Here is a 23222-nt window from a genome sequence, read left to right on the forward strand (position 1 = left end):
GGGTAGACCCACAGGCAGAAGACGGATTACTTATTAAGCTGGAACAGAGATAAACCCTGCATATTGGTAAATGTGGTATATGAAGCCTGTAGCGCAGCCTGCTGCATCACATATGACGAGATAGCCGCGGTCCAATCCACATCCTGCAAATCACTCAAACGCTGTTTATTAATCAAACTACGATCACTGCCCAAACTATCCAGGTTGTCTAGCTCTTGCAGTTGGGTACCGATTTCGGCTTGAACCGACAACACATTATTCAATGAGTTGGACATCCCACGGATACCTTTATCCATATCGGCATTAGCTTGATCTTTAACCGCATCAGTCGCCCCTTGTAACGGGACTTTCAGTGAGTTCAGCACGGTATCGATGGTATTGAAAATATTGCTTTCTGACGCAACCGGATTACCACCGGCATCATCAGGTTCAGGTTTCGCATTACTGGTCAATGCCATAAAGACACTGGAACCGGTATGTCCAACCGTAATCGAACGGTTAGCATCGACTTTCTGCTCAATAGCGACATCGCCGCCCTGATAAGTCACATCACCGGTAGCACTAACCGCAAACGGCGCTTTGTCACTTTTGAAGCCAGCAAAGATGTAACGACCGTTGCCATCAGTGGTGTTAGCCTGATTGACCAGTTGGTCTTTCAAACCCTGTAACTGAGTGGCATAAGAGGCACGGTCATCATCACTCAATATATCGCTCTTAGCGCTAATGACTAAGGTCTGAATTGATTGAATGGTACTGGTCGCCTGCGCCAAAACCGTGGTTTCCAGCGAAGAACTTTGGCGAGCGAAACTGCGCGCTAAAGTATATTGGCTATTTTCCGATTGGGCTTGCGACACCATCACCGCTTGAGATGCGGCCATCGGGTCATCGGAAGGGTTAACCACCCGCTTGCCGCTGGAGAGTTGTTGGCCCGACTGCATCCACAGTGATTGGGCGTTAGTCACGCCCTGCATATTTTGCTGATACAGCATGCTGGTACTTAAGCGCATGATGCCAGTTCCTTTTAGTAATCGTTCAGCCCGCTAACCCCGTCTCAACAATCAATCTGTCTTAACAGGGATACTGACTAACCGCTAAATAAGATAAGTAGCGACAGGGACTCTCTGCCGCTGACAAAAAATTAACCGCGCAGACTCAGCAACGCATTAAACAGCGTCGAAGCCGTCTGAATGACCTGGGCATTCGCCAGATAATATTGCTGGAAACGCTGTAAATCGCCGTACTCTTCATCCAGGTTCACGCCGGAAATAGACTGCTGCTCGGCGGTCAACTGTTTGACGATATTGGCTTGCGCCGTGCTGTTGGTTTTCGCGGTGCTGGTTTGGTTACCGACGTTACTGACCAAACCGGCATAAGCACCAGACAGCGTGGCTTTGCCATCAACCAGTTTTTTGGTTTGCAGATCTAACAATGCCTGGGCGTTAACGTTGTCACTCGCGCCACCATCAGCGGTACCGGCAGCAGCAATCTTACTTGAGTCGGTGATATCGACCTGTAAATTAGCAGCCACGTTAGAGACGGTTTTGACGATGAATTTATCTCTGGCTTGCGCGCCAGCAGTGCCGTTATCAACACTGACGGCGACACCATCAAAGCTCAGCCCGGTGGTGTTACCACTGCCGTCTTTCACCGGGTTAGCCGGCACTTTGGTGTTATCAGACAGCCGTGTCACCTGCCAGTCAGTTCCATCAAACTCCACACTATAATCACTGGCTTTGACTTTTGAAGTATCAGTGTAGGACACCGTCAAGCTGGCATCACCCTGATTTCTCGCATTTTTCAACACATTCGGTTGTGCAAAGCTGAAGAAATCAACGCCCGGATCACCGCTGGTATCAAACCCGGCTTTATGCTGAGTATTGAAGCTGTCTGCCATGACCAGGGCCAATTGCCCCAGTTGGTTACGTGCACTGTCGAGTGCCTCACTGCGGAATTTCAGCGTACCACCCAGGCTACCGGTGGTCAGGCGGCTTTCGTCCACTTCAAGCACATCGCCACTACCATATTTGTAGCCAATGGTTAATCGGGTAGCATCACTGCTGGAAGGTATGGCTTCGACTTTATAAGAATCCGGTCCTTGCACCAATGGCAGACCGCTGGCAAAAGAAACGTTGTAAGCATCACCGTCTTGCTGGGTCACGGTCACGCCAACAATCTGGTTCAATTCTGTGACCAATTGGTCGCGCTGATCGAGTAACGCATTTGGCTCGCTGCCACTGCTGCCGCGCAAACGGGTAATTTGATCGTTTAACTTAGCAATTTGGTCAGCATAGTTATTGATTTGCGTAACGCTTTCGGTGATCTTCTGGTTTACGCCGGTATCCATATCACGCAGATATTTATCCGCATTCTGGAACTGGTTAACCAACCCTTCAGCCTTGCCCAATACCGTTTTACGGGCCGCATCATCACCGGAATTACTCACCAGATTTTGCAGGTTACTGAAAAAGTCCTGCATGGTGCTGGAGAGGTTATTGGACGAATTAGAGAGCAAATTATCAATTTGCGAAATTTGCTGATAATAGGTAGTTAAGCCACTGCTTTGCGTTTGTGAAGAACGTAATTGGTTGGTAATAAACGAGTTATATTCACGGTTAACACCGGTTACTGCAACGCCATTACCAATAAAGCCGGCGGGACTTAAGGTTCCACCGTTTTGTGCAAAAATAGTATTCTGACGGTTATAGCCCGCCACCTGAAAATTAGTGATGTTATTACTGACGGTGCTCAGGGCATATTGCGCTGCGCTCAGACCACTCATCGCAGTATTCATTAAACTATTGGACATGAAGAAATCCTTTTACCACAGACGACGAGCATCGCAGCGCCTGCATTAATTAATATTGGGATACTGCCTGAGGAGACCTTAGCCTCCGCACAGCCTGTGATTATTATCGGCTCGACTTTGGAAAACTTGAGTCAAAATATGGGTGTAAATCTCGATCCTCACCAATCCAATAGGCGTTATTGTCGCAGACAGTTTGGGTGTGGCCAGCGCACAGGCAACGGAGCGTACACCATGACTTTGTAAGTTATGGCTACGTGACGCCGCCGAGCACTGTCCAATCCCAAAATGACAAATAAAATAGCCTATTTAGAACAACTGACTTAGGTCGCTGCTGTATGCCTTTACTGCTTGTTCACCGCTATTTTTCATTTGCTGGATCACGCTGACTAATTTTTGCGCATATTGCGGGTCGGTGGCATAACCGGCTTGTTGCAGCGCATGTGCCCCCTGCTCAGGGCTTTGTGCTGCGGCAACATTGGCGTAGCGCGGGTTTTGTGTCAGTAATTTGACATAATCACTGACGGCCTCGACATAGGAGCCATATACCCGGAAGCGAGCTTTGGTTTTCTTCGCCACACCTTGCTCATATTCGGTAGTCGTAATTTCACTGACTGGACCATCCCAGTTGCTACCCGCTTTGATGCCAAATACGTTGTAACTGGTTTTGCCGTCGGCCGTCGGAATTTCGCGCTGACCCCAGCCCGACTCCAGTGCCGCCTGAGCCACAATCAGCTGATGAGGAATGCCACTTTGCTGACTGGCAATTTGTGCCGGAATAGACATCCGCGCCACGAAATTACCGGTGCCTTGTGGCAATGACGCTGAGTTGTTGGCTGGCGGTGTCGGCATGGCACGACGTACCATTTGTGCCAATGCCTGTGCTGGCAATGTTTGCAGCACTTCATTATCCAGCAGCATCGGTACCGTTCCTGCCGTTTCACTTGGCGAGGTAGAGCCTGAAAGCTGCTCCACCATCATATCGGCCAGGCCCAACCCCTTGACCGACATTTGCTGCGCGACTTGTTGGTCATACATCGAGGTATAAAGCCGGGTCTGATCACTGTTCATCACGCCATCTTGCGGCAAGGCAGAACGCATACTTTTCAGCATCATCTGCACAAACATCCCCTCTACCTGCTGAGCAACCTGCCTCAAGTTACCTTGTGGATCTCTTGCCGCATCACGTTTTAAGGTATTCAGTGATTGGGCGTCATACGCCGCCCCAGACATCGCCATCAAATCACTCATCAGATAATTTCCAATTTAGCCCGCAAGCAGCCAGCACTTTGCATTGCCTGCAAGATAGACATCAAATCGATCGGGGTTGCCCCCAGCGAGTTCAGGGCGCGGACCACATTATTCAGATTCGGGCTGGCATTGACGCGTTGCAATACCCCACCTTGTTGCTGAACGGAAATCTGAGTATTCGGGGTAACTACGGTCTGCCCACCACCAAATGGGGTATCAGGCTGGCTGACGGTATTTTGCTTATCAATCACCACCGATAGATTCCCTTGCGCCACAGCACAAGAATCCAGCATTACATTGCGGTTCATCACCACCGAGCCGGTACGAGAGTTGATAATCACCTTGGCATCACCCGCATCGACATTCACTGGGATATTTTGAATATCTGCCAGGAAACGCACTTGCGAGCTGCTGCCGCGCGGGACCAAAACCTGAATGGTGCGAGCATCAATCGCTGTGGCAGAACCAAAACCGCGCTGGCGGTTAATGGCATCACTCACCTGTTGTGCCATGGTGAAATCCTCGGTATTCAATTGAAGATTAATCACACCATCGGTACCAAAGGTCGTCGGCAGCTCACGTTCGATAGTGGCACCATTGCTGATTCGCCCACCGGTCAGTTGGTTGACCTGTACACTACTGCCACCCGATGCCGCACCCGCACCGCCGACCAGCACGTTACCTTGTGCCAGGGCATAAACCTGATTATCCACCCCTTTCAATGGGGTCATCAGCAGGGTGCCGCCGCGAATACTTTTGGCATTACCCATTGAAGAAACCACAATATCAATGGTTTGCCCGGCACGGGAGAATGCCGGTAACTTGGCCGTGACCATCACTGCTGCTACGTTTTTGAGCTGCATATTGGTACCTGGCGGTACGGTAATCCCCAACTGCGACAGCATGTTACTCAGGCTTTGCGTGGTAAACGGCGTTTGCATGGTCTGGTCACCGGAACCATCCAGGCCGACCACCAGGCCATAACCGATTAACGCGTTATCACGTACTCCCTGAACGGTCACCAAATCGCGGATACGCTCTGCGGTGGCAGGTAATGACACCAGTGTGAGCAGCGCAATAAGCTGTATAACAAATAGAGTGACAAGTGACTGTTTACGCATCGACGGCCTCTTAGTACGGTGAGATATTAAGGAAGAACCGCTGCAACCAGCCCATGGTCTGCGCTTCATTGATATAACCATTACCCACATACTCGATGCGCGCATCTGCAACCTGCGTTGAGGTCACGGTGTTGCTGCCGCTGATGGTGCGTGGGTTTACTACCCCAGAGAAGCGGATAAATTCAGTCCCCTGGTTGATTGCAATCTGTTTCTCACCGACCACATGCAAGTTGCCGTTAGCGAGCACGCGATCGACGGTAACGGTGATCGTGCCGCTGAAGGTGTTGTTGGCATTCGCCCCGCCCTTACCGCCAAAGGTATTGTCACCCGAGATATCCATATCAGCCCGCGCATTGCCCAATAATCCTTCCAGATAACGCGGCGCGGTGGCGACACCAAATTTGCTTGAACCATTACGGCTGGCGTTGGCAGAGGAGCTTTTGCTGGCACTGACATTTTCCTGCAAGGTAATGGTCAGCGTGTCACCGACATTACGTGGGCGACGGTCTTCGAACAAAGGCTGATAACCATAGTTCATCGGCTGAGCAGCCTGGAAAATAGAGCCATTCGGCAACGGCGCACTGGCCGGTGCCGGTTGTGCCGAGGTGGTACCCTCCACCAGTGGTTTATGCGGAATATACGCGCAGCCATTGAGCAGCATCGCCGTCAACGGCATACAGACCCATTTCAATCCACCTGATTTGCGCAGCGGCTTTCTGTCCATCTCTGATTATCAGTCCTGTAACCGGTAAGAGGCCACGCGGTCGGCCTCATCTACTCATTATTCTGTTGCAGTCAGGGGGCTAAATTACCCCCTGAAAGCGGATTTACAATTGGGTCAGTTTTTGCAACATCTGGTCTGAAGTTGAAACCGCTTTACTGTTGATTTCATAGGCTCGTTGCGTCTGGATCATATTGACCAACTCTTCCGCCACATTGACGTTAGAGGTCTCAACATAGCCCTGATACAGCAAGCCCCCGCCATTCAGACCTGGCGTGGTTTCGTTTGGTGCACCGGAACTGGCGGTCTCCTGATACAGGTTTTCGCCAATACTTTCCAAGCCACTGTTATTGATAAATGTGGTCAATGTCAGTTGCCCGACTTGCTGCGTGGCAGTTTGCCCCTGCAAGGTGACACTGACTATCCCGTCGCGCCCCACCGTCATGCTCAGGGCATTGGCCGGAATGGTAATCGCCGGTTGTACCTGAAAACCGCCGGATGTTACTAACTGGCCGTTTTGGTCCACCTGAAAAGACCCATCGCGAGTATAAGCGTTGGTACCATCAGGCATTTGCACCTGAAAGAACCCTTCACCTTTAATGGCGATATCTTTGGTATTGTCGGTCTTGGACAGGTTGCCTTGACTGTGTAAACGCTCTGTCGCTACCGGGCGAACACCGGTACCTATCTGTAAACCCGATGGCAAGGTTGTCTGCTCGGAGGATTGCGCACCCGGCTGGCGCATGGTCTGGTAGAGCAAATCTTCAAATACCGCCCGCTGGCGCTTAAAGCCATTGGTGCTGACGTTCGCCAGGTTGTTGGCGATGACATCCATATTGGTCTGCTGTGCATCCAAACCGGTTTTGGCAATCCATAATGATCGGATCATCTGTTTATTCCTCTGCGCCTGCGCGCTTAGCCCATTGCTAACAGCTGATTAGCGCGCTGTTCATTTTCATCCACACTGTGAATGACTTTCATCTGCATTTCGAAACTGCGGGCATTGGCAATCATGTCTGTCATGGCTTCAACCGCTTTCACGTTGCTGCCCTCCAGTACACCCGGCATAATTTTAATCAGCGGGTCATTGGCCAACTGAGCACCACGCGCCTGTTGCGTCGAGGGAGTCAGATGGAACAAACCGTCATCACCGTGCATCACTTCACCCGCATTGGCCCTAACCCGTTTGATTTGGCCGAGCTGAGCAATCGTATTCGGTGAGTCACCGGCGTTCAGCGCCGAAATGGTGCCATCAGCCGCAATAGTCACTGCGGCCTGCGGTGGCACTTCAATCGGGCCGTTATCGCCCATCAGCGGGTAGCCCTGCACGGTCATTTGACCGTTAGCCGCAACCTGAATATTCCCGTTGCGAGTATAAGCCTCGGTGCCATCAGGCAGTTGCACCGCCAGATAACCATCTTGCTGTAAGGCAACATCCAATGGGCGGCCGCTATAATTCATCGTCCCCTGACTGATATCCACACCGGGGGTCGATGCCGTCACCATGGTACGGGTTGCCATGCTCGGCCCGTCGATAGGTACGGCACGCATCGCTGACAACTGCGCGCGGAAACCCGGCGTCGAGGCGTTAGCCAGATTGTTAGCCGTAACCGCTTGCTGCTCCAGCGACTGCCTGGCAGCCCCCATCGCGGTATATATTGCGTGATCCATGAGCTTATCCCGTCAGTTCGATTAACGCAGGTTAACCAGAGTTTGTAAGATCTGATCCTGAGTTTTGATGGTCTGCGCATTGGACTGATAGTTACGTTGCGCCACAATCATATTCACCAGTTCTTTACTCAAATCCACGTTAGAAGACTCCAACGCGCCACTGGTCAAAGTGCCGAAACCGCCACCACCGGCAGTACCGAGGATCGGGTTACCGGAAGACTTGGTTTCTTTCCAAACGTTATCGCCTTCAGGAGACAAACCTTCAGGGTTAGAGAAGTTAACCAGCACAATTTGGCCAAGCAGTTGGGTCTGCTGGTTTGAATAAGTGCCGACAACCGAGCCATCGTTGTTGATCTGGAAGCCGGTGAACTCACCTGCGGCATAGCCGGTTTGGTTCTGAGTCACAATACCGTCAGTACCGGTATTTTGCTGTTTGCTACCCCCAACATTCAGCGCGAAGGTTTGCGCCGGGGCACCATTCACCACCGCCATAGGGACAGTCAGATTGAAGTCAGTGGTACTGGCAGCACCCGCACCATTTTTCACGCTTTTCAGTGCGCCATTGGTATCAAATACCATCGTTCCGCGCAGAGAGGCAGCGGCAGGGTCAGCAGGGTCAAAAGGTTTAGTCGCATCGGCCAATGTCCCGCTGCTGTCTTTGGTATAGACATTCCAGCTATTACCATTGACGGCATCTTCAGCGGTTTTCACATAATACACATTGATAACGTGGCGGTTACCCAGGCTATCGTAGGTGGTCATGTTATTCACAAAGCTATAAGTATCTGGCTTTTGCGGATCAAAGGTTGCGCTAATAACATCATGGGTTGAGGTCAGGTTAGCGACCATATTGCCCGAGGTGGTGGCTTTCGCGGCAATCATATCCTGAGGAATCGACAGGGGTACCGGGTTTGCCCCTTGCTGTATGGTAGGAGGAGTCCCTGTTGCCGGATAACCGGTCAAACTCAGCCCTTGCATGTTAACGATGTTGCGGTTTTCATCAAGTTTGAACTGGCCGTTACGGGCAAAGTACACACCGCCGCTGCTATCTTGCATGCGGAAGAAACCACTCTGGCTGATGGCTAAATCCAAACGGCGGTTGGTGGTGGTTGGCGTACCGTCGTTAAAGTCTTGAGTAATCCCGGCAACTTTAACCCCCATACCGGTCTGGGAACCTGCGAACATATCGGCAAAAGAAACTGAGCCGGCTTTAAAACCTGATGTCGCCGAGTTGGCGATATTGTTACCGATCACATCCAGATTGCTGGATGCTGCGTTCAAACCGCTGACTGCTTGAGAAAAGCCCATTTTCTTCTCCGTTAGATTCGGGGTCCGTTATAGACCTTGAGCATTGATGACATATCAAACGCTATTTAAAAAATTAAGATGAGTTTTTTCAATTAGTTAACTCACCGTGGTGTTTGTTTGGTTACTGCTTAAGACTGATCTCTGACCTACAAAATCTGACGGACTTTATCCATGGTGATAGTCCCCGCCAGGCCCAGATCCAGCTTGGAACCGTCACTGCCACGGGTCACACCATTAACAACCGCGTAGCTCAGCGGAGTAGCAACCAGTGACTCGCTACCACTGCTGGCGGCGATCGTCACGGTGTAAGCACCATCTGGCGCATTACCGCCCGCGTCCAGTGAACCATCCCAGGTAAAGGAGTGGACACCTGCTGACAGGCCACCGATTTCAATGGTGCGTACTGCCAGACCATTGCTGTCGCTGATGGTTGCCGTCACTTTGTCTGCGGAACGTTCTAACTCAACACCAAATGGCGTGGTAGTGACGGTGCCATCTTTGCTGCCTGCCAACACCGTGGTGCCGGGGATCATCACGCCGTGGCCAATCAGGCTACTGGCTTGCAGCGACTGGCTGCTATCAATCTGCCCGGAGATGGAGCCCAGTGTAGTATTCAATTTTTCAATGCCACTTACGGTGTTGATTTGCGCCAATTGCGTTGTCAACTCGTTGTTTTGCATTGGGTTAGTCGGGTCCTGATTCTTTAACTGGGCAACCAGCAACGTCAGGAAACTGTTCTGCAAATCCTGACTGGTGCTACCGCTACCGGTGGTGGAATTAGCCCCGGTGGTGTTGGTAATACCGTAATCGCTCTCAGTCAGAGAATTGGTAATGGCCATATAGACAAGCTCCTGTTATTGACCCAGTGTTAGCGTCTTGAGCATCAGAGATTTAGTGGTATTAAGCACTTCAACGTTGGCTTGATAGCTACGCGAGGCCGAAATGGTGTTAATCATTTCCCCTGTTACATCAACGTTGGGCATGCGGACATAACCCTTGGCATCAGCCAGCGGATTACCCGGCTGATACACCAAACGATCCGGTGCGGGATCGTCAACGATTTGTGATACACGTACCCCGCCGGTTTCCTGCCCTGGTTGAGCCGCTACCTGAAACACCACTTGCTTGGCACGATAAGGCTGACCATCCGGGCCGGTAACGCTATCGGCGTTGGCCATGTTACTGGCGCTGACGTTCAACCGTTGCGATTGGGCTGATAATGCCGAACCGGCAATATCAAAAATATTCAGTAAAGACATACGTCTTATCCTTGTTGTAACACTGACATCATCCCTTTGATCTGGCCGCCAAGAACGGTCAAATCGGTCTGATATTTCAGGCTGTTATCGGCAAAATTAGTACGTTCACGATCCATATCAACCGTGTTACCGTCCATCGCCGGCTGGTCTGGAACCCGGAATAAAAGGTCAAGGTCAGGTGGCGCAACGGTGCTTGCCGGGATATGACGGGCTGACGTTAAACTGAGCGACACCCCTGTACCTGTGGCACGGCCTTGCTCCATCACTTTTTTCAGTTGGCTGGAGAAATCAATATCACGTGCCTGAAAGCCGGGTGTATCCGCATTTGCAATATTGGACGACAGGATCTCCTGTCGTTGCGCACGCAAATTAAGCGCCTCTTGTTGAAAACGCAGAGCACCGTCCAGTTTGTCGAGCATAGTCCCCCCGCAAGGTTAGAATTTGGAGTCGACAGCATAAACGCCGTATAGGAAAGCCTATCGCCAGAATAAGAGCAAAATGCGTCGCTATTTGTCCCCTTAACCTCATCGCGCTACAGGTACACTAGTGTGCAAAAGGGGTGTGCCCTGGTATTACCTGGTTACACAGGCAGAAAGGAGATTGATGACAATGAATAAAAATGGCGTCATAAAGTTGGCTTGGGGGGTGCTGTTGCTGAGTCAGACCGTCACTCATTCAGCGATGGCGGCAGATTTATCAACGCAGGTAAATCAATTCTTCCAACAGCAATACCCGGATAAAGAGAGTCAGGTTAAGGTGGTTATCAAAACGCCACAGAACCAATGGCCGCAATGCGAAGTGCCAGAAATCACGCTGCCTGCCAATGCACGCCCGTGGGGCAATATCAGTTTGTCCGTACGCTGTGAGGGGGTTCGCCGTTTTATTCAGACACAAGTGCAGGTCAGTGGGCAATATGCTGTGGCTGGCCGCCAACTGGCAGCGGGTGAGAAAATTGCCGTGTCTGATATACAGATGAAACAAGGCCGGTTGGATACCCTCCCCCCCGGCGCCTTGCTGGATTCGCATTTTGCTCAAGGTGCCGTCAGCTTGCGGCAAATCAGTGCCGGCCAGCCGCTGACGCGCAATATGCTGCGTCGATTGTGGGTCATTAAAGCAGGGCAAGAGGTGCAAGTTTTGGCACAGGGAGAAGGATTTAATGTTAACAGTAATGGTAAAGCGATGAACAACGCCGCCATACAGGATAACGTTCGGGTGCGCATGGCATCCGGCCAAATCGTCAGTGGCACCGTAGCCGAAGATGGCACAATTCGGATTATGTTATAGTGATTAAAGTTTTTTTAACCTTTGCCGATAACTCTGGTATGCAGTTATTTGCGGGTAGCACTGTGACAATCCCGCCTTTCTTTTTGTTAAAAGATAAAAGTCTCGCGGGTCGATAAACGTCAATCCCGCTATAGAGGGAGCAACACAACATGAGTATTGATCGCACTCAACCGTTATTACCGGTATCGCAAGTGCAGCCACGGGAAACCAGTGACATTGCGCAGCAGATGCGTAAGCCTTCTGCCCAGACAAAAGCACAGGTGAGTGGTACTGAGGTTAAATTAAGTGATGCGCAGGCAAAACTGATGCAACCGGGCAGCCAGGACATCAACGTAGAACGTGTAGAAACCTTAAAACAGGCTATCCGCTCAGGTCAACTGACGATGGACACCGGTAAAATTGCCGATGCTCTGTTAAAGAATGTCGCGGATTTTCTGAGAAATAGCTAAACATAACAAAAGTCATTAACCCTAGAACAATCGTTAACCGCAAAACAGTCGTTAACCGTAAAAGGATACGTGGTGGTGGAAAGACTACAGACCAATTTGGACCAGCAACTGGAACTTCTCGAGTCACTGACGACTGTGGTAGCACAAGAGCAGCAATTACTCTGCTCCGGTCGGATTCAAGGTGTCGTGCTGCAAGGTGTGACGGAACAAAAAAGTTCAATACTGGCCACCTTGGCTTATCTGGATCAAACCCGGCTCACCACCGAAATTGCGGCCAATATACAGGCGCCATATAGCGAGATTCAAGAGTTGGCAATTCGTTGGCAACGTATCTTGCAGCTGGCTGAGAACCTTCAGTACAGTAATTTGCACAATGGATTATTGCTACAACAGCATATTGAGCATAATACTCAGGCGCTGGCAGTATTGAATACCCGCCACGGCCAGTCACTATACGGGCCAGATGGTCATTCTAAAGGTGCCAGTCTACTGGGCCGCAAGATCGGTATTTAAAACCTCATCCCTACGGATATAAACCGCCGCTCAGCCGAGGCTTATATCCGTAGCGTTCCTCCGCGTTGATTGGCTCGTGCCCTCAATGCTTTCTACCTACTTAAAAAATGAGTTTTCCTGTTTTTCTCCGATGTTTTAGTCTGCTGAAACTGAGCAAATGTGCTTAGTGTCAAGGAGGAAATATGAAAAAAAGGTATGTAAGTCTGCTACTGGGGTGTTTTTTTTGCGGTGCGGCAGCACTGTCAATGAGTCAGGCAGTGCAGGCCGTTGAGACCAACAATCAGCTCGAACATCCGGTCTATTTCTGTACGACTTGCTATTACCCCTTCGTCTGGTTTTAGCGATAATTGACCAACACCTGATTGCTGATCACTTGCAACGGCGGGTTAACCCGGCCTTTACCGGCAATAAAGTAAACAAACCTCAGTTGAGTTGCTGCCGCCTCTCCCGCCAGTCCCCGGCTCTGTCCGCTGCCACCCTCAAGTGGCATACAACGGGTCGGGGTGCATAATTTAACCTGTAAACCCTCTGGCGCTGTCGACATTAATTGGTAGCGCCAACCAACCGACACGATGCGCGCATTTTCCTGCGCCAGCGCTACCGGTGGTTGCAGTACCGCCGACGAGGTAGCTACCCCGCGCAAACCCTGCGTAACCCCAATATCGTCCGCCACCCAAGTGCCTGAAGCGACAGCCTTCAACGGCAATACACATACCGGAAGTAGTGTAGCCAACATTAGGGAGAGACGAGTTAGCATCAAGCAGCTCCTATCGTTGATGTCATCCGGATCTGGCGATTATCGCCAATTTCCAGATTAGACAGCACCACCATCTGCGGCAAACTGCGGCGCAAGAAACGGGCTAAAAGTGCCCGTAGTGCATGGTTAACCAGTAACACCGGCGGTGCACCCAACATCTCCTGACGTTGCAGCGCTTGTTTAGATTGATCCAACAAACGGTCAGCCAGACCTGGCTCCAGACCACCCCCACCTTGCAGCGCCTGTAGTAACAAACGCTCTAATGCCGCATCCAGCCCGATGACCTGAATCTCGCCGGTTCCCGGGAACCATTGTTGCGCAATGGAGCGCCCTAACGCCACTCGAACTACCGCCGTTAATTCGTAAGGGTCGGTCTGGTTTGGCGCATGTTCAGCCAGTGTCTCGATAATGGTGCGCATATCGCGAATGGATACCCGCTCCATTAGCAGATTTTGCAGTACTTTATGCAGCGTGGTTAAGGTGACGACGCCGGGAATGAAGTCTTCCGTCAGCTTCGGCATCTCTTGCGCAACTCTGTCCAGCAATTGCTGGGTTTCCTGGCGGCCAAACAGTTCGCTGGCAAATTGGCTAATCAGATGGTTTAGATGGGTCGCCACAACGGTACTGGCCTCAACCACGGTAAAACCTTGAATCTGCGCCTGCTCACGTAATGCACTTTCAATCCAAACCGCCGCCAATCCGAAGGCGGGATCATGGGTGGCCTCACCGGGTAACGAACCGACCGCATTGCCGGGGTTAATGGCTAACCAACGGCCGGGATGAGCTTCGCCACTGCCAATCTCGACCCCTTTCATTAATATCCGATAGTTTGCTGGTGGCAGTTCCAGATTATCTCTGATATGCACCACCGGTGGCAGGTATCCCATCTCTTGAGCAAACTTTTTACGAATACTGCGAATCCGCCCCAACAGCTCACCATTTTGCTGGAAATCCACCATCGGAATCAGGCGATACCCCACCTCCATACCCAGCGGATCTTCCAGTTGAACATCTGACCAGGTCGCTTCAGTGGCTTGTTGCTGGTCTTGCACCACCGGTGATTCTGCCACCATGGGTTGCTGCATTTGTTTGCCACGTAAACGCCAGGCTAATGCCAACAGTGCGCTGGTGAATAGCAGGAAGACAAAGTTAGGCATGCCAGGCACCATCCCCAGTAACCCGAGGACACTGGCACTCAGCACCATCACGCGTGGGTTATTAAATAGCTGGGTGACCATTTGCTGGCCAACATCCTGGTCGGTACTGACGCGGGTCACGATAACACCCGCCGCCGTCGAGATAACCAATGCCGGGATTTGTGCTACCAGGCCGTCACCAATCGTCAACAAGGTATAGGTTTCTGCTGCATGGCCCACCGCCATGTCGTGCTGAAGCACCCCTACCAGTAAGCCACCGACCACGTTAATCACCATGATCAGTAACCCGGCAACCGCATCGCCACGAACAAACTTACTGGCCCCGTCCATTGAGCCGTAGAAGTCAGCTTCTTGCGTAACATCGGAACGGCGTTTTTTGGCTTCGTCTTCACCAATCAAGCCGGCATTTAAGTCGGCATCGATCGCCATCTGCTTACCGGGCATACCATCCAGAACAAAGCGCGCCCCCACTTCTGCAATACGCCCCGCCCCTTTGGTGATAACCATAAAGTTGATTATGACCAAAATAATAAAGACCACGATGCCGATGGCAAAGTTGCCACCAACCAGAAAGTGACCAAACGCTTCCACCACTCGGCCCGCAGCCGCCGCACCGGTATGCCCATCCATCAGAATGATACGGGTGGAGGCGACGTTTAGCGATAAACGCAACAGCGTTGAGAACAGCAGAATGGTTGGGAAGGCGGCAAAATCCAGCGTGCGTTGGGTAAACATGGCAACCAACAGCACCATAATGGACAGCGCGATATTAAAGGTAAACAGCAAATCAAGGATGAAGGGCGGCAGCGGCAGCACCATCATCGACAAGATCATCAGGATAAGAATTGGCCCGGCAAGGATTTGCCACTGCGTATCTTTAAAATTGCCCGGTAAACGTAGCAGGGCGGCCAAGTTAGCCATTAGTCAGTCTCACTCTCTGTTGCAAAATCCAGTGCTTCCGGCACTGGCAGATGTTCAGGTTTTTTCGGGATTAGCCCGCCTTCCCGTTTCCAACGCTTCAACTGGTATACCCAGGCAAGAACTTCTGCCACCGCGGCATAAAGGGTGGCTGGAATATGTTGGCCTACCTCGCTGTGCCGAAACAGTGCCCTGGCCAGCGGTGGCGCTTCTAATAACGGAATACGATGCTCTGCACCTAACTCGCGGATACGCAGTGCCACTGCGCCAGCACCTTTCGCCAGCACCTTGGGTGCACTCATTTTTGCTTCGTTGTATTGCAAGGCAACAGCATAGTGGGTTGGGTTGGTCACTATTACATCAGCTTTAGGGACATCAGCCATCATTCGGCGGCGAGCCATAGCCCGTTGCTGCTGACGAATGCGCCCTTTCACATGTGGGTCACCTTCTTGATCTTTGAATTCATCACGTATCTCTTGTTTGGTCATACGTAATTTTTTAATGTGGCTGGTTATTTGGAAGAACACGTCGAATCCGACCATCGGGGTCAGGCCTAATACCACCACCAGTCCGCAGAAAATAATCAAGTGGACAGCATCACTTAAAGCCGCCACTGGCGGGGCTGCCATCAACCGCATCATATCTGACCAGTTGTGCCAGAGGAATATTCCCGTGACCCAACCGACCAGCGTGGCCTTGAGGATGGCTTTCAGCAATTCGGCCAGAGCCTGAGAAGAAAACATACGCTTTAAGCCCGCAATCAGACTCATCCGCTGAAAATCGAACTTGATGGATTCTCCGCTGAACAGCACCCCACCTAACAGCATCGGTACTGCTAGCGCCACGATCACCAATCCGGCAAAGATTGGCAGTAATGCCATCATCGTTTGACTCAGCAGCATCCCTATTTGGCGCAACATCTGCTTATCATCGCTGATAATGCCATGGTCAAAATGCAGCCCTTGGGCAATCATCGCCGCCAGTTGGCGAGCCATCGATTCCCCAGATACCCACAGGATCGCCAAACCGGCCCCGAGCATCAGCATCGAGGTCAGTTCGCGCGAACGCGGTATTTGGCCTTTTTCGCGAGCCTTCTCCAGCTTGTGGGCTGTGGGTTCCTCGCTCTTTTCCGCGTCGCTATCTTCAGCCACAGCAGGTTTTCCTGTTCAGCGTAAGCGTTCCCATATCAGATAATTAGGAAATAAAAAATTGCTGTCTAGCATGACAAATATTCAGCAAGGTTATGGATGGAACAAAGCAGCTATTAGGGGGTTATTTCTCGGATGAGGACATCATGTCAGGCTCAGTCGTCTGTTAGGGGGCTGGTTGGCTAAACAACAAGCAGCCTTAAATGAAGTTATCGCGCAGATCAATACAGAGAGAAATAATGGCAGATGAGATATCCCCTCACCTGCCGATTATGGTCATCAGTCGGCTTAGAAGCCTAAACTGTCCAGCAGATCATCAACTTGATCCTGGTTGGCAATAACACCAGCACCATTCTTATCCAGTTGTGGCCCATTGAGTAGACTGTCAGCAGGTTTTTGCGGTTTAGATGGCATATCTGGGATATTTTCCATCAGTACCATTAATAGCTGCTTCTCAATCTCTTGCACCACATCCATCATGCGTTTGATAACCTGACCGGTAAGGTCCTGGAAATCTTGCGCCATCATGATTTCCAACAATTGTGCATTGGTAAATGAGGTATGTTGCGGCACGACTTCCAGATATTCACGGGTATCAGCGACCAGAGAGCGGGCATCTGACAGCTCGACAGGATTAGCAAACCATTCGTCCCAACGAACTTTAAGCGCCTTTGCCGATGACTCCAGCTCATTTTGGCGCGGCTGTGCTGCCTCAACACAGTTCAGTGCTCTTTCTGCGGCCTGAGCCGTCATATGAACGACATAATCCAGTCGATCACGCGCATCTGGAATGGCTTCCGCAGCCTGTGCAATCGCCTGATCAAGACCTAATTCGCGCAGGCTATCGCGTAACATCCGCGTCAATTGGCCAATGCGGCTTATTATATCACTGGCCGATGCCGCATCTGTTGCGGGCATTTGATGGTTACTCATCTCGCCTCCTTACATACCCAACTTTTCAAAAATCTTATTGAGCTTCTCTTCCAAGGTAGCGGCAGTGAAAGGTTTCACTACATAACCACTGGCACCTGCTTGCGCTGCTGCGATGATATTCTCTTTTTTCGCTTCGGCGGTTACCATCAGAACCGGCAAAGTACTAAGAGCACCATCGGCACGGATAGTTTTCAACAGGTCCAGGCCATCCATATTCGGCATATTCCAATCAGAAACCACAAAATCAAAACCACCCGCACGTAATTTATTCAATGCGTCGACGCCATCTTCGGCCTCTTCCACATTGTTAAAACCCAGCTCTTTCAGCAGGTTTCTGACAATACGACGCATGGTCGAAAAATCGTCTACCACCAAAAATCTGAGATTCTTATCCGCCATACCAACTCCTAAGGTTTGTTGCTCACCGCTGAGCGATTAACTATCAACGCCCGATTTCCACCGGAAAATGTCTACTAGATTCGCAGGGCTTGACCACTGCTAATCTGCGCCAACATACGCTGGCTTATCTGGTTCAAATCCAGAACTTCATTAACGCCCCCCATACCAATCGCTTCACGCGGCATGCCGAAAACCACACAACTGGCCTCGTTTTGCGCGATGGTATAAGCACCGGCGCGATACATCTCCAACAACCCGGCCGCACCATCATTGCCCATCCCCGTCAGGATAACCCCCACGGCGTTACGCCCGGCATACTGCGCCACTGAGCGAAATAGGACATCAACCGAGGGACGATGGCGGTTAACCGCCGGCCCGTCATGAATGCGAACCTGATAGTTCGCCCCACTACGCGCCAGTTCCATATGCCGATCGCCGGGCGCAATATAGGCATGCCCCGGTAAGACCCGTTCACCGTCTTCTGCTTCTTTCACAGTGATTTGACACAGCTTATTGAGTCGCTCAGCAAATGAACGGGTAAAACCCGGCGGCATATGCTGAGTAATTAACAGTGCCGGGCTGGTCGGTGGCAACGGCTGTAATACCATACGGATAGCTTCTGTCCCCCCGGTAGAGGCACCAATTGCAATTAACTTTTCACTACTGAGCAGTGGTGTATGCGTCAGCATAACCGGCGCGTTCTCTGGGCCGCGCTGCGGCAGGCGAGCTTTAGCAGCCGTACGGATTTTCTCCGCAATCAACTCACTGTAAGCCAGCATTCCCTCTCTGATCCCAAGCTGAGGTTTGGTAACAAAATCAATCGCTCCCAACTCCAACGCACGCATAGTTATCTCGGAGTTCTTACCGGTTAATGATGAGACCATCACCACCGGCATCGGCCGCAACCGCATCAGCTTTTCAAGAAAATCCAAACCATCCATCCGCGGCATTTCGACATCGAGCGTCAAAACCTGCGGATTGAATTTTTTGATCAAATCACGGGCAACCAACGGATCGGGAGCCGTTGCAACCATTTCCATGTCCGGGTGACTATTAATAATCTCGGTCATTAGTTGGCGCATCAATGCAGAATCATCAACGCACAATACTCTGATTTTACTCATCACCTCTCCTTGGTCAGCCCATAAACGGTCTGCCCGCGCAAATAGAATTCCCGACTAATTTGACTGAAATTCTCCGAGTGGCCTGCAAACATCAGACCACCTGGTTTTAGCAAAGGGACAAAGCGACGCAGAATGCGCTCCTGCGTTTCTTTATCAAAATAAATCATCACATTACGACAAAAAATAGCATCAAACTGCCCGGGTAACGCCCACTCTGGTGCCAACAGATTGAGTTGCTGGAAATGGATCATATTGGCCAATTCCGGGCGCACTCGCACCATGCCTTGATGTGGGCCGGTGCCACGCAAGAAATAGCGTTGCATCTGTTGTGCCGACAATGAACGCAATTCATCTTGCCGGTATACACCACTGGTCGCTTTTTCCAGTACTTGCGTATCGATATCGCTGGCTAACACCTGACACGAACCCGCTCTATTTCCCAACACATCACACAGTGTCATCGCGATAGAGTACGGCTCTTCACCGGTCGATGCCGCCGTACTCCACACCGAATAGCTTCCCGGCCGCTGGCGGGCATGTTCAGCCAGAATCGGAAAATGGTGTGCCTCACGGAAAAATGCCGTCAAATTAGTGGTCAAGGCATTAACAAATGCCTGCCACTCTGCACTGTTCGGGTCGGTCTCCAGCAAAGCAAGGTATTGACCAAAATCGTTAATCCCCAGCAATCTCAGCCGCCTGACCAGGCGGTTATAGACCATTTCCCGTTTGTGATCGGCCAGTACTATCCCGGCTCGTTGATAAATAAGTTGGCAGATGCGCCGGAAGTGAACATCCGGCAACGGGAGCCGTTGAATCATCTGAGTCAGGATCGACCCAGACTCTTGGGGTGATGGCTGTTTCATCGATGATGGTTTCATCCGGCCTCACCCCACAACAAAGTCTTCGTTACGCCGTTTGACAATCTGGAATTTCCTTAACAGCCGGTTGTTTACCACTGCCGTCTGCTGCCTGCCCCTCCCCGCTGTCGCTATCCTGCTCCAAACGAAAAACAGACACTGCATCGGAGAGCATACTTGCCTGCTCTTCGAGTGCGTTAGCCGCAGCCGCAGCCTCTTCCACTAATGCGGCGTTTTGCTGAGTGACCTGATCCATCTGTGTTACTGCCAGTGAAACCTGCTCTATACCTCGGCTTTGCTCATCCGAGGCGGAAGCGATTTCACCCATAATGTCGGTAACCCGAGTCACTGAGCGAACAATCTCTTCCATGGTAGTACCCGCATTTTCAACCAGAGTGGAGCCCTGGCGAACACGGCTGACCGATTCATCGATCAACCCTTTAATCTCTTTTGCTGCTTGTGCACTGCGCTGGGCCAGATTACGAACTTCACCGGCGACGACAGCAAAACCGCGCCCCTGCTCACCGGCGCGAGCAGCCTCAACAGCAGCATTTAACGCCAGAATATTGGTCTGGAAGGCAATACCGTCAATAACACTGGTAATGGCACCAATCTTCTGTGAACTGGTGGCGATATCATGCATGGTTGTCACCACACTGCCCGTCAACTCACCCCCTTTGGCAGCGGTTGCTGATGCGTCTTTCGCCAGCAATGTTGCCTGACGAGCATTATCCGCATTCTGTTTGACCGTCGCGGTCAGTTGCTCCATGCTGGCCGCAGTTTGTTCCAGTGACGCCGCTTGCTGTTCGGTTCTTGCCGACAAATCATTGTTACCAGCAGAAATTTCCTGAATCCCCGTTAGCATTGCTTCAGTGCCATCCCGGACATGACTAACGGTGGTGATAAGCGACTGCTGCATGATGCGTAAACTGGCAAACATCTCGCTGATTTCATTACGCCCGGAGACATGAATCTGCGCCGATAAATCCCCCCGTGCGATGCGGTCAAAATGCGCGCGCATAATTTTCAGCGGCCTGACAAACATAGTGCGCAGCCAAACAAGCGACGAAATCGCCATGGCTATTACCATTACAATCGCCGCACCAAATATCCACATGGAGAGATGGTACGCCTGCTGGTTTTGGGTACCGGCCTCAGCAATCACTTCATTGGCATACTGCAAATACTGTAAAAAATCGGCTTCGAACAAATCTTGTGTTTTCTGGGTGGGTTGGTCCATAAAGCCTTGTAAATTACCGGCTTCCAGAAAATCGATTAGTTGTCGTAACGACGTCCGTAAGTTCTGATAACTGTTTTTAGTGGCATCCAACAATTCGCCACCGTTATCACTCTCATCAAGGCGTGGCACCGCAATAAACTGATTGAAGTAGAGGTCCGCTTTCTGTAATGAGCTGCGCGCACTGCCCATTAATGCGTTGACTTGCTCCTGAGGTACTTTGAGAGCCGAGCGCGTCCCCGCCCGGTTTAAGGTATTACGCGCCTGAAGCAAGGATACCCAACTGAGGCTTAATGCATCCCGTTGCTGGCTACTGAGATCCACCCGGTTCAAATTTTGGTAGTCTGAGCGAAAAGCAGTAAATGACAGACCACTTGAAATTAACTGTATCGAGCAAATTAATATCAGTAACAGGAAAAAGCTGGTAGAAATCCGAATTCGGCCAAACATCGTAACCTCTTCTCAGCCGGCTCATTGGTCGGCTTTATCTATTTTTGTCCACCCAAAATAATTGGAGTTGCAGGTAGGCAGCCAGCAAACGAATCCCGATGAGCTTACGCAGTCAAGTGATTCGGGTTCGTGAGCGCAGTTAACACCCCTGCAATTTCAAGTATGAAGGGTTGTAGGGGACTAGAAAGTTTCCCAATTGTCTTGCAGGCCACTTCCCAGTGTTTTTTTAGCTGTGATGCTCAAATCCTGTGTCGGCTGCTTTATTTTTCTAACATCTCTTGTAGTACTACCGTTATCCATACGCAGAATGAATACAGACATGGATTGGGTTAACATACTGGCTTGTTCTTCCAGTGCGGCGGCGGCAGAGGCTGACTCTTCCACCAAAGAGGCGTTTTGCTGGGTTACCCGGTCCATTTCAGTGACCGCCTGACCCACCTGATCGATACCGCGACTTTGCTCATCGGAAGCAGAAGCGATTTCACCCATGATGTCGGTGACGCGGGTTACCGCATTAACGATATCTCCCATGGTTTCACCCGCACTTTCAACCAGTACTGACCCCATATCGACACGGCTAACCGAGTCTTCAATAAGGCCTTTAATCTCTTTTGCAGCTTGCGCACTACGTTGTGCCAGGTTACGTACTTCACCGGCAACAACGGCAAAACCACGACCCTGCTCACCGGCTCGGGCAGCTTCAACGGCGGCGTTCAGCGCCAGGATATTGGTCTGGAAAGCGATACCATCGATGACACTGGTAATATCTGCAATTTTCTGTGAACTACCGGCAATCTCATGCATGGTTTGCACCACATTCGCCACCACTTTGCCACCTTTTTGTGCCGTTTCCGATGCACTTAAGGCCAGTTGGCTAGCTTGACGGGCATTCTCAGCATTCTGTTTCACTGTGGCGGTTAACTGCTCCATACTGGCGGCGGTTTCTTCCAGTGAGGCGGCTTGTTGTTCTGTACGCGCTGACAGATCGTTGTTGCCGGCGGAAATTTCTGAGGCACCGCTATAGATAGCATCGGCACCTAAACGCACGTCACTGACGGTGGTAATCAATTCAGATTGCATGTGTTTCAGGCTGGCTGCCAATGTGCCCATTTCGTTGCGGCTATGCACTTCGATAGTCTGCGTTAAGTCACCGTTAGCGATATGTTTAATATGTTCTATCAAGTGTTTAAGCGGATTAATCAAGATGTGTTGCATGCCAAGCCAAACAACAATAATTACCGCGAATACCACAATCAGTACGGTAACAATCACCCCCATCGCGAAGCTAAATGACTGGTTGCTGTCTTCCACTGCAGAGGCATACAAGCGATCATTTTGTGTCAGGTAAGTGTTGTAATCCTGTTCAAAAGCATTTTGGAAGCTAGAGGTGGGTTGGTCGAAGAACTCATTGATCTTGCCAGCTTCCATCAATTGGATCAGTTCGGTCAACGCACCAAAGTATTGGTCATAAGTCTGTTTTAATTTTTTAGCTGATTCGGCATCTTGCTGGCTATCCAACGGGATCTGTTCGTAGCTTTTAAAACGCTCCGCCGCCACACCCAATGTCCCTTTGGCTGATGCCAACAGGTCATTCACCGTAGGGCCACTACCGGTGTGATTCACATCCATCATGTAGCGGATGCCTGCGCGGTTCAGCGTATTACGGGTTTGCAGCAGATTTACCCAACTTTCATTCAACACCGACTGTTGCTGACGAATAACCTGTAAAACCGCAAAGTTCTCTTTGTCATTTTTCAGGGAATTGAAGAAAAGCCCGCCGGAAACGAACTGTAAGGCACCAAATAGCACTAACACCAACAGGAGGCTGGTGACCACTTTCATACGCTTAAACATGTTATCCC

The 23222-nt window shown here is 50.9% G+C and carries 24 protein-coding genes; 4 read left to right on the forward strand and 20 right to left on the reverse strand.

Translation table 11 applies throughout. The annotated features are described in order from the left end of the window. Nucleotides 1–26 precede the first annotated feature (26 nt). From flgL to flgB, 11 genes are all read right to left on the reverse strand, one after another. Nucleotides 27–1007: a flagellar hook-associated protein FlgL gene (gene flgL, locus V2A85_RS02095; protein ID WP_372558674.1), complete on the reverse strand. Its 981-nt coding sequence runs from the start codon at nucleotides 1005–1007 to the stop codon at nucleotides 27–29. A 131-nt stretch (nucleotides 1008–1138) separates the two neighbouring features. Then, nucleotides 1139–2806 carry a flagellar hook-associated protein FlgK gene (gene flgK, locus V2A85_RS02100; RefSeq protein WP_372558673.1) on the reverse strand — a complete coding sequence of 556 codons (1668 nt, stop codon included), beginning with the start codon at nucleotides 2804–2806 and terminating at the stop codon, nucleotides 1139–1141. Between the two features lie 306 nt (nucleotides 2807–3112). Then, nucleotides 3113–4054, reverse strand: a complete 942-nt coding sequence (flgJ, locus tag V2A85_RS02105; protein ID WP_102970432.1) for a flagellar assembly peptidoglycan hydrolase FlgJ — start codon at nucleotides 4052–4054, stop codon at nucleotides 3113–3115. Beyond that, nucleotides 4054–5175 (reverse strand): flagellar basal body P-ring protein FlgI, encoded by a 1122-nt coding sequence (locus V2A85_RS02110; RefSeq protein ID WP_372558672.1) that lies wholly within the window; start codon nucleotides 5173–5175, stop codon nucleotides 4054–4056. Before V2A85_RS02110 ends, flgJ begins: the two co-directional genes overlap by 1 nt. Before the next feature lie 10 nt (nucleotides 5176–5185). Continuing rightward, a complete protein-coding gene (flgH, locus tag V2A85_RS02115; protein WP_372558671.1) occupies nucleotides 5186–5899 on the reverse strand; it encodes a flagellar basal body L-ring protein FlgH in 714 nt (237 codons plus the stop codon). A 103-nt stretch (nucleotides 5900–6002) separates the two neighbouring features. Continuing rightward, the gene (gene flgG / locus V2A85_RS02120) at nucleotides 6003–6785 is read right to left on the reverse strand and encodes a flagellar basal-body rod protein FlgG (RefSeq protein WP_005189344.1); all 783 of its coding nucleotides are present in this window, start codon (nucleotides 6783–6785) and stop codon (nucleotides 6003–6005) included. A gap of 26 nt (nucleotides 6786–6811) precedes the next feature. Then, entirely contained in the window at nucleotides 6812–7567 is a 756-nt protein-coding gene (locus V2A85_RS02125; RefSeq protein ID WP_420070829.1) for a flagellar basal body rod protein FlgF, read from the reverse strand. Between the two features lie 21 nt (nucleotides 7568–7588). Beyond that, entirely contained in the window at nucleotides 7589–8875 is a 1287-nt protein-coding gene (flgE, locus tag V2A85_RS02130; RefSeq protein WP_083159158.1) for a flagellar hook protein FlgE, read from the reverse strand. 146 nt (nucleotides 8876–9021) lie between these two features. Next, nucleotides 9022–9714 (reverse strand): flagellar hook assembly protein FlgD, encoded by a 693-nt coding sequence (flgD, locus tag V2A85_RS02135; protein WP_372558670.1) that lies wholly within the window; start codon nucleotides 9712–9714, stop codon nucleotides 9022–9024. A gap of 15 nt (nucleotides 9715–9729) precedes the next feature. Beyond that, complete coding sequence (flgC, locus tag V2A85_RS02140) at nucleotides 9730–10134, reverse strand: flagellar basal body rod protein FlgC (protein ID WP_005189321.1); 405 nt, start codon at nucleotides 10132–10134, stop codon at nucleotides 9730–9732. 5 nt (nucleotides 10135–10139) lie between these two features. Further along, a complete protein-coding gene (gene flgB, locus V2A85_RS02145) occupies nucleotides 10140–10553 on the reverse strand; it encodes a flagellar basal body rod protein FlgB (protein ID WP_083159160.1) in 414 nt (137 codons plus the stop codon). A gap of 184 nt (nucleotides 10554–10737) precedes the next feature. On the opposite strand from flgB, the gene flgA reads away from it, so the two are divergent. From flgA to V2A85_RS02165, 4 genes are all read left to right on the forward strand, one after another. Further along, nucleotides 10738–11418 (forward strand): flagellar basal body P-ring formation chaperone FlgA, encoded by a 681-nt coding sequence (gene flgA, locus V2A85_RS02150; RefSeq protein ID WP_083159161.1) that lies wholly within the window; start codon nucleotides 10738–10740, stop codon nucleotides 11416–11418. Between the two features lie 149 nt (nucleotides 11419–11567). Next, nucleotides 11568–11867 (forward strand): flagellar biosynthesis anti-sigma factor FlgM, encoded by a 300-nt coding sequence (gene flgM, locus V2A85_RS02155; RefSeq protein WP_372558669.1) that lies wholly within the window; start codon nucleotides 11568–11570, stop codon nucleotides 11865–11867. A 72-nt stretch (nucleotides 11868–11939) separates the two neighbouring features. Next, complete coding sequence (locus V2A85_RS02160) at nucleotides 11940–12380, forward strand: flagella synthesis protein FlgN (protein WP_083159163.1); 441 nt, start codon at nucleotides 11940–11942, stop codon at nucleotides 12378–12380. A 182-nt stretch (nucleotides 12381–12562) separates the two neighbouring features. Next, a complete protein-coding gene (locus V2A85_RS02165; protein WP_420070830.1) occupies nucleotides 12563–12721 on the forward strand; it encodes a hypothetical protein in 159 nt (52 codons plus the stop codon). Here the strand turns inward: V2A85_RS02165 and V2A85_RS02170 are convergent. The 9 genes from V2A85_RS02170 to V2A85_RS02210 all read right to left on the reverse strand — a co-directional run bounded on the left by V2A85_RS02170 (nucleotide 12718) and on the right by V2A85_RS02210 (nucleotide 23214). Then, nucleotides 12718–13137 (reverse strand): flagellar protein FlhE, encoded by a 420-nt coding sequence (locus tag V2A85_RS02170; RefSeq protein ID WP_420070831.1) that lies wholly within the window; start codon nucleotides 13135–13137, stop codon nucleotides 12718–12720. The genes V2A85_RS02165 and V2A85_RS02170 overlap by 4 nt on opposite strands. Then, nucleotides 13137–15215, reverse strand: coding sequence for a flagellar biosynthesis protein FlhA (gene flhA, locus V2A85_RS02175; RefSeq protein WP_372558667.1), 2079 nt, complete (start codon nucleotides 15213–15215; stop codon nucleotides 13137–13139). Before flhA ends, V2A85_RS02170 begins: the two co-directional genes overlap by 1 nt. Further along, nucleotides 15215–16363, reverse strand: a complete 1149-nt coding sequence (gene flhB, locus V2A85_RS02180) for a flagellar biosynthesis protein FlhB (protein WP_420070832.1) — start codon at nucleotides 16361–16363, stop codon at nucleotides 15215–15217. The genes flhA and flhB overlap by 1 nt, the downstream gene beginning before the upstream one ends. Nucleotides 16364–16648: 285 nt before the next feature. Continuing rightward, a complete protein-coding gene (cheZ, locus tag V2A85_RS02185) occupies nucleotides 16649–17293 on the reverse strand; it encodes a protein phosphatase CheZ (RefSeq protein WP_372558664.1) in 645 nt (214 codons plus the stop codon). A 9-nt stretch (nucleotides 17294–17302) separates the two neighbouring features. After that, a complete protein-coding gene (gene cheY / locus V2A85_RS02190) occupies nucleotides 17303–17692 on the reverse strand; it encodes a chemotaxis response regulator CheY (protein WP_372558663.1) in 390 nt (129 codons plus the stop codon). A gap of 74 nt (nucleotides 17693–17766) precedes the next feature. After that, nucleotides 17767–18816 (reverse strand): protein-glutamate methylesterase/protein-glutamine glutaminase, encoded by a 1050-nt coding sequence (locus V2A85_RS02195; RefSeq protein WP_083159168.1) that lies wholly within the window; start codon nucleotides 18814–18816, stop codon nucleotides 17767–17769. After that, nucleotides 18816–19694 (reverse strand): protein-glutamate O-methyltransferase CheR, encoded by an 879-nt coding sequence (gene cheR, locus V2A85_RS02200; RefSeq protein WP_372558662.1) that lies wholly within the window; start codon nucleotides 19692–19694, stop codon nucleotides 18816–18818. Before cheR ends, V2A85_RS02195 begins: the two co-directional genes overlap by 1 nt. 28 nt (nucleotides 19695–19722) lie before the next feature. Then, entirely contained in the window at nucleotides 19723–21360 is a 1638-nt protein-coding gene (locus V2A85_RS02205; protein ID WP_372558661.1) for a methyl-accepting chemotaxis protein, read from the reverse strand. Nucleotides 21361–21540: 180 nt separating this feature from the next. Then, a complete protein-coding gene (locus V2A85_RS02210; RefSeq protein WP_372558660.1) occupies nucleotides 21541–23214 on the reverse strand; it encodes a methyl-accepting chemotaxis protein in 1674 nt (557 codons plus the stop codon). Nucleotides 23215–23222 lie beyond the last annotated feature (8 nt).

This window comes from Yersinia sp. 1252 StPb PI, assembly GCF_048593885.1.
GTDB lineage: Bacteria > Pseudomonadota > Gammaproteobacteria > Enterobacterales > Enterobacteriaceae > Yersinia > Yersinia enterocolitica_E.

Bases quoted from the DNA above. Each gene is read 5' to 3' on its own strand.
- cheY (WP_372558663.1), bottom strand. From the start codon at position 17,692: ATGGCGGATAAGAATCTCAGATTTTTGGTGGTAGACGATTTTTCGACC.
- cheZ (WP_372558664.1), bottom strand. From the start codon at position 17,293: ATGAGTAACCATCAAATGCCCGCAACAGATGCGGCATCGGCCAGTGAT.
- flgK (WP_372558673.1), bottom strand. From the start codon at position 2,806: ATGTCCAATAGTTTAATGAATACTGCGATGAGTGGTCTGAGCGCAGCG.
- flgE (WP_083159158.1), bottom strand. From the start codon at position 8,875: ATGGGCTTTTCTCAAGCAGTCAGCGGTTTGAACGCAGCATCCAGCAAT.
- V2A85_RS02205 (WP_372558661.1), bottom strand. From the start codon at position 21,360: ATGTTTGGCCGAATTCGGATTTCTACCAGCTTTTTCCTGTTACTGATA.
- V2A85_RS02195 (WP_083159168.1), bottom strand. From the start codon at position 18,816: ATGAGTAAAATCAGAGTATTGTGCGTTGATGATTCTGCATTGATGCGC.
- V2A85_RS02210 (WP_372558660.1), bottom strand. From the start codon at position 23,214: ATGTTTAAGCGTATGAAAGTGGTCACCAGCCTCCTGTTGGTGTTAGTG.
- flhA (WP_372558667.1), bottom strand. From the start codon at position 15,215: ATGGCTAACTTGGCCGCCCTGCTACGTTTACCGGGCAATTTTAAAGAT.
- flgB (WP_083159160.1), bottom strand. From the start codon at position 10,553: ATGCTCGACAAACTGGACGGTGCTCTGCGTTTTCAACAAGAGGCGCTT.
- V2A85_RS02170 (WP_420070831.1), bottom strand. From the start codon at position 13,137: ATGCTAACTCGTCTCTCCCTAATGTTGGCTACACTACTTCCGGTATGT.
- flgC (WP_005189321.1), bottom strand. From the start codon at position 10,134: ATGTCTTTACTGAATATTTTTGATATTGCCGGTTCGGCATTATCAGCC.
- flgG (WP_005189344.1), bottom strand. From the start codon at position 6,785: ATGATCCGATCATTATGGATTGCCAAAACCGGTTTGGATGCACAGCAG.
- V2A85_RS02125 (WP_420070829.1), bottom strand. From the start codon at position 7,567: ATGGATCACGCAATATATACCGCGATGGGGGCTGCCAGGCAGTCGCTG.
- flgH (WP_372558671.1), bottom strand. From the start codon at position 5,899: ATGGACAGAAAGCCGCTGCGCAAATCAGGTGGATTGAAATGGGTCTGT.
- flgM (WP_372558669.1), top strand. From the start codon at position 11,568: ATGAGTATTGATCGCACTCAACCGTTATTACCGGTATCGCAAGTGCAG.
- V2A85_RS02165 (WP_420070830.1), top strand. From the start codon at position 12,563: ATGAAAAAAAGGTATGTAAGTCTGCTACTGGGGTGTTTTTTTTGCGGT.
- flgL (WP_372558674.1), bottom strand. From the start codon at position 1,007: ATGCGCTTAAGTACCAGCATGCTGTATCAGCAAAATATGCAGGGCGTG.
- V2A85_RS02110 (WP_372558672.1), bottom strand. From the start codon at position 5,175: ATGCGTAAACAGTCACTTGTCACTCTATTTGTTATACAGCTTATTGCG.
- cheR (WP_372558662.1), bottom strand. From the start codon at position 19,694: ATGAAACCATCATCGATGAAACAGCCATCACCCCAAGAGTCTGGGTCG.
- flgD (WP_372558670.1), bottom strand. From the start codon at position 9,714: ATGGCCATTACCAATTCTCTGACTGAGAGCGATTACGGTATTACCAAC.
- flgA (WP_083159161.1), top strand. From the start codon at position 10,738: ATGACAATGAATAAAAATGGCGTCATAAAGTTGGCTTGGGGGGTGCTG.
- flgJ (WP_102970432.1), bottom strand. From the start codon at position 4,054: ATGAGTGATTTGATGGCGATGTCTGGGGCGGCGTATGACGCCCAATCA.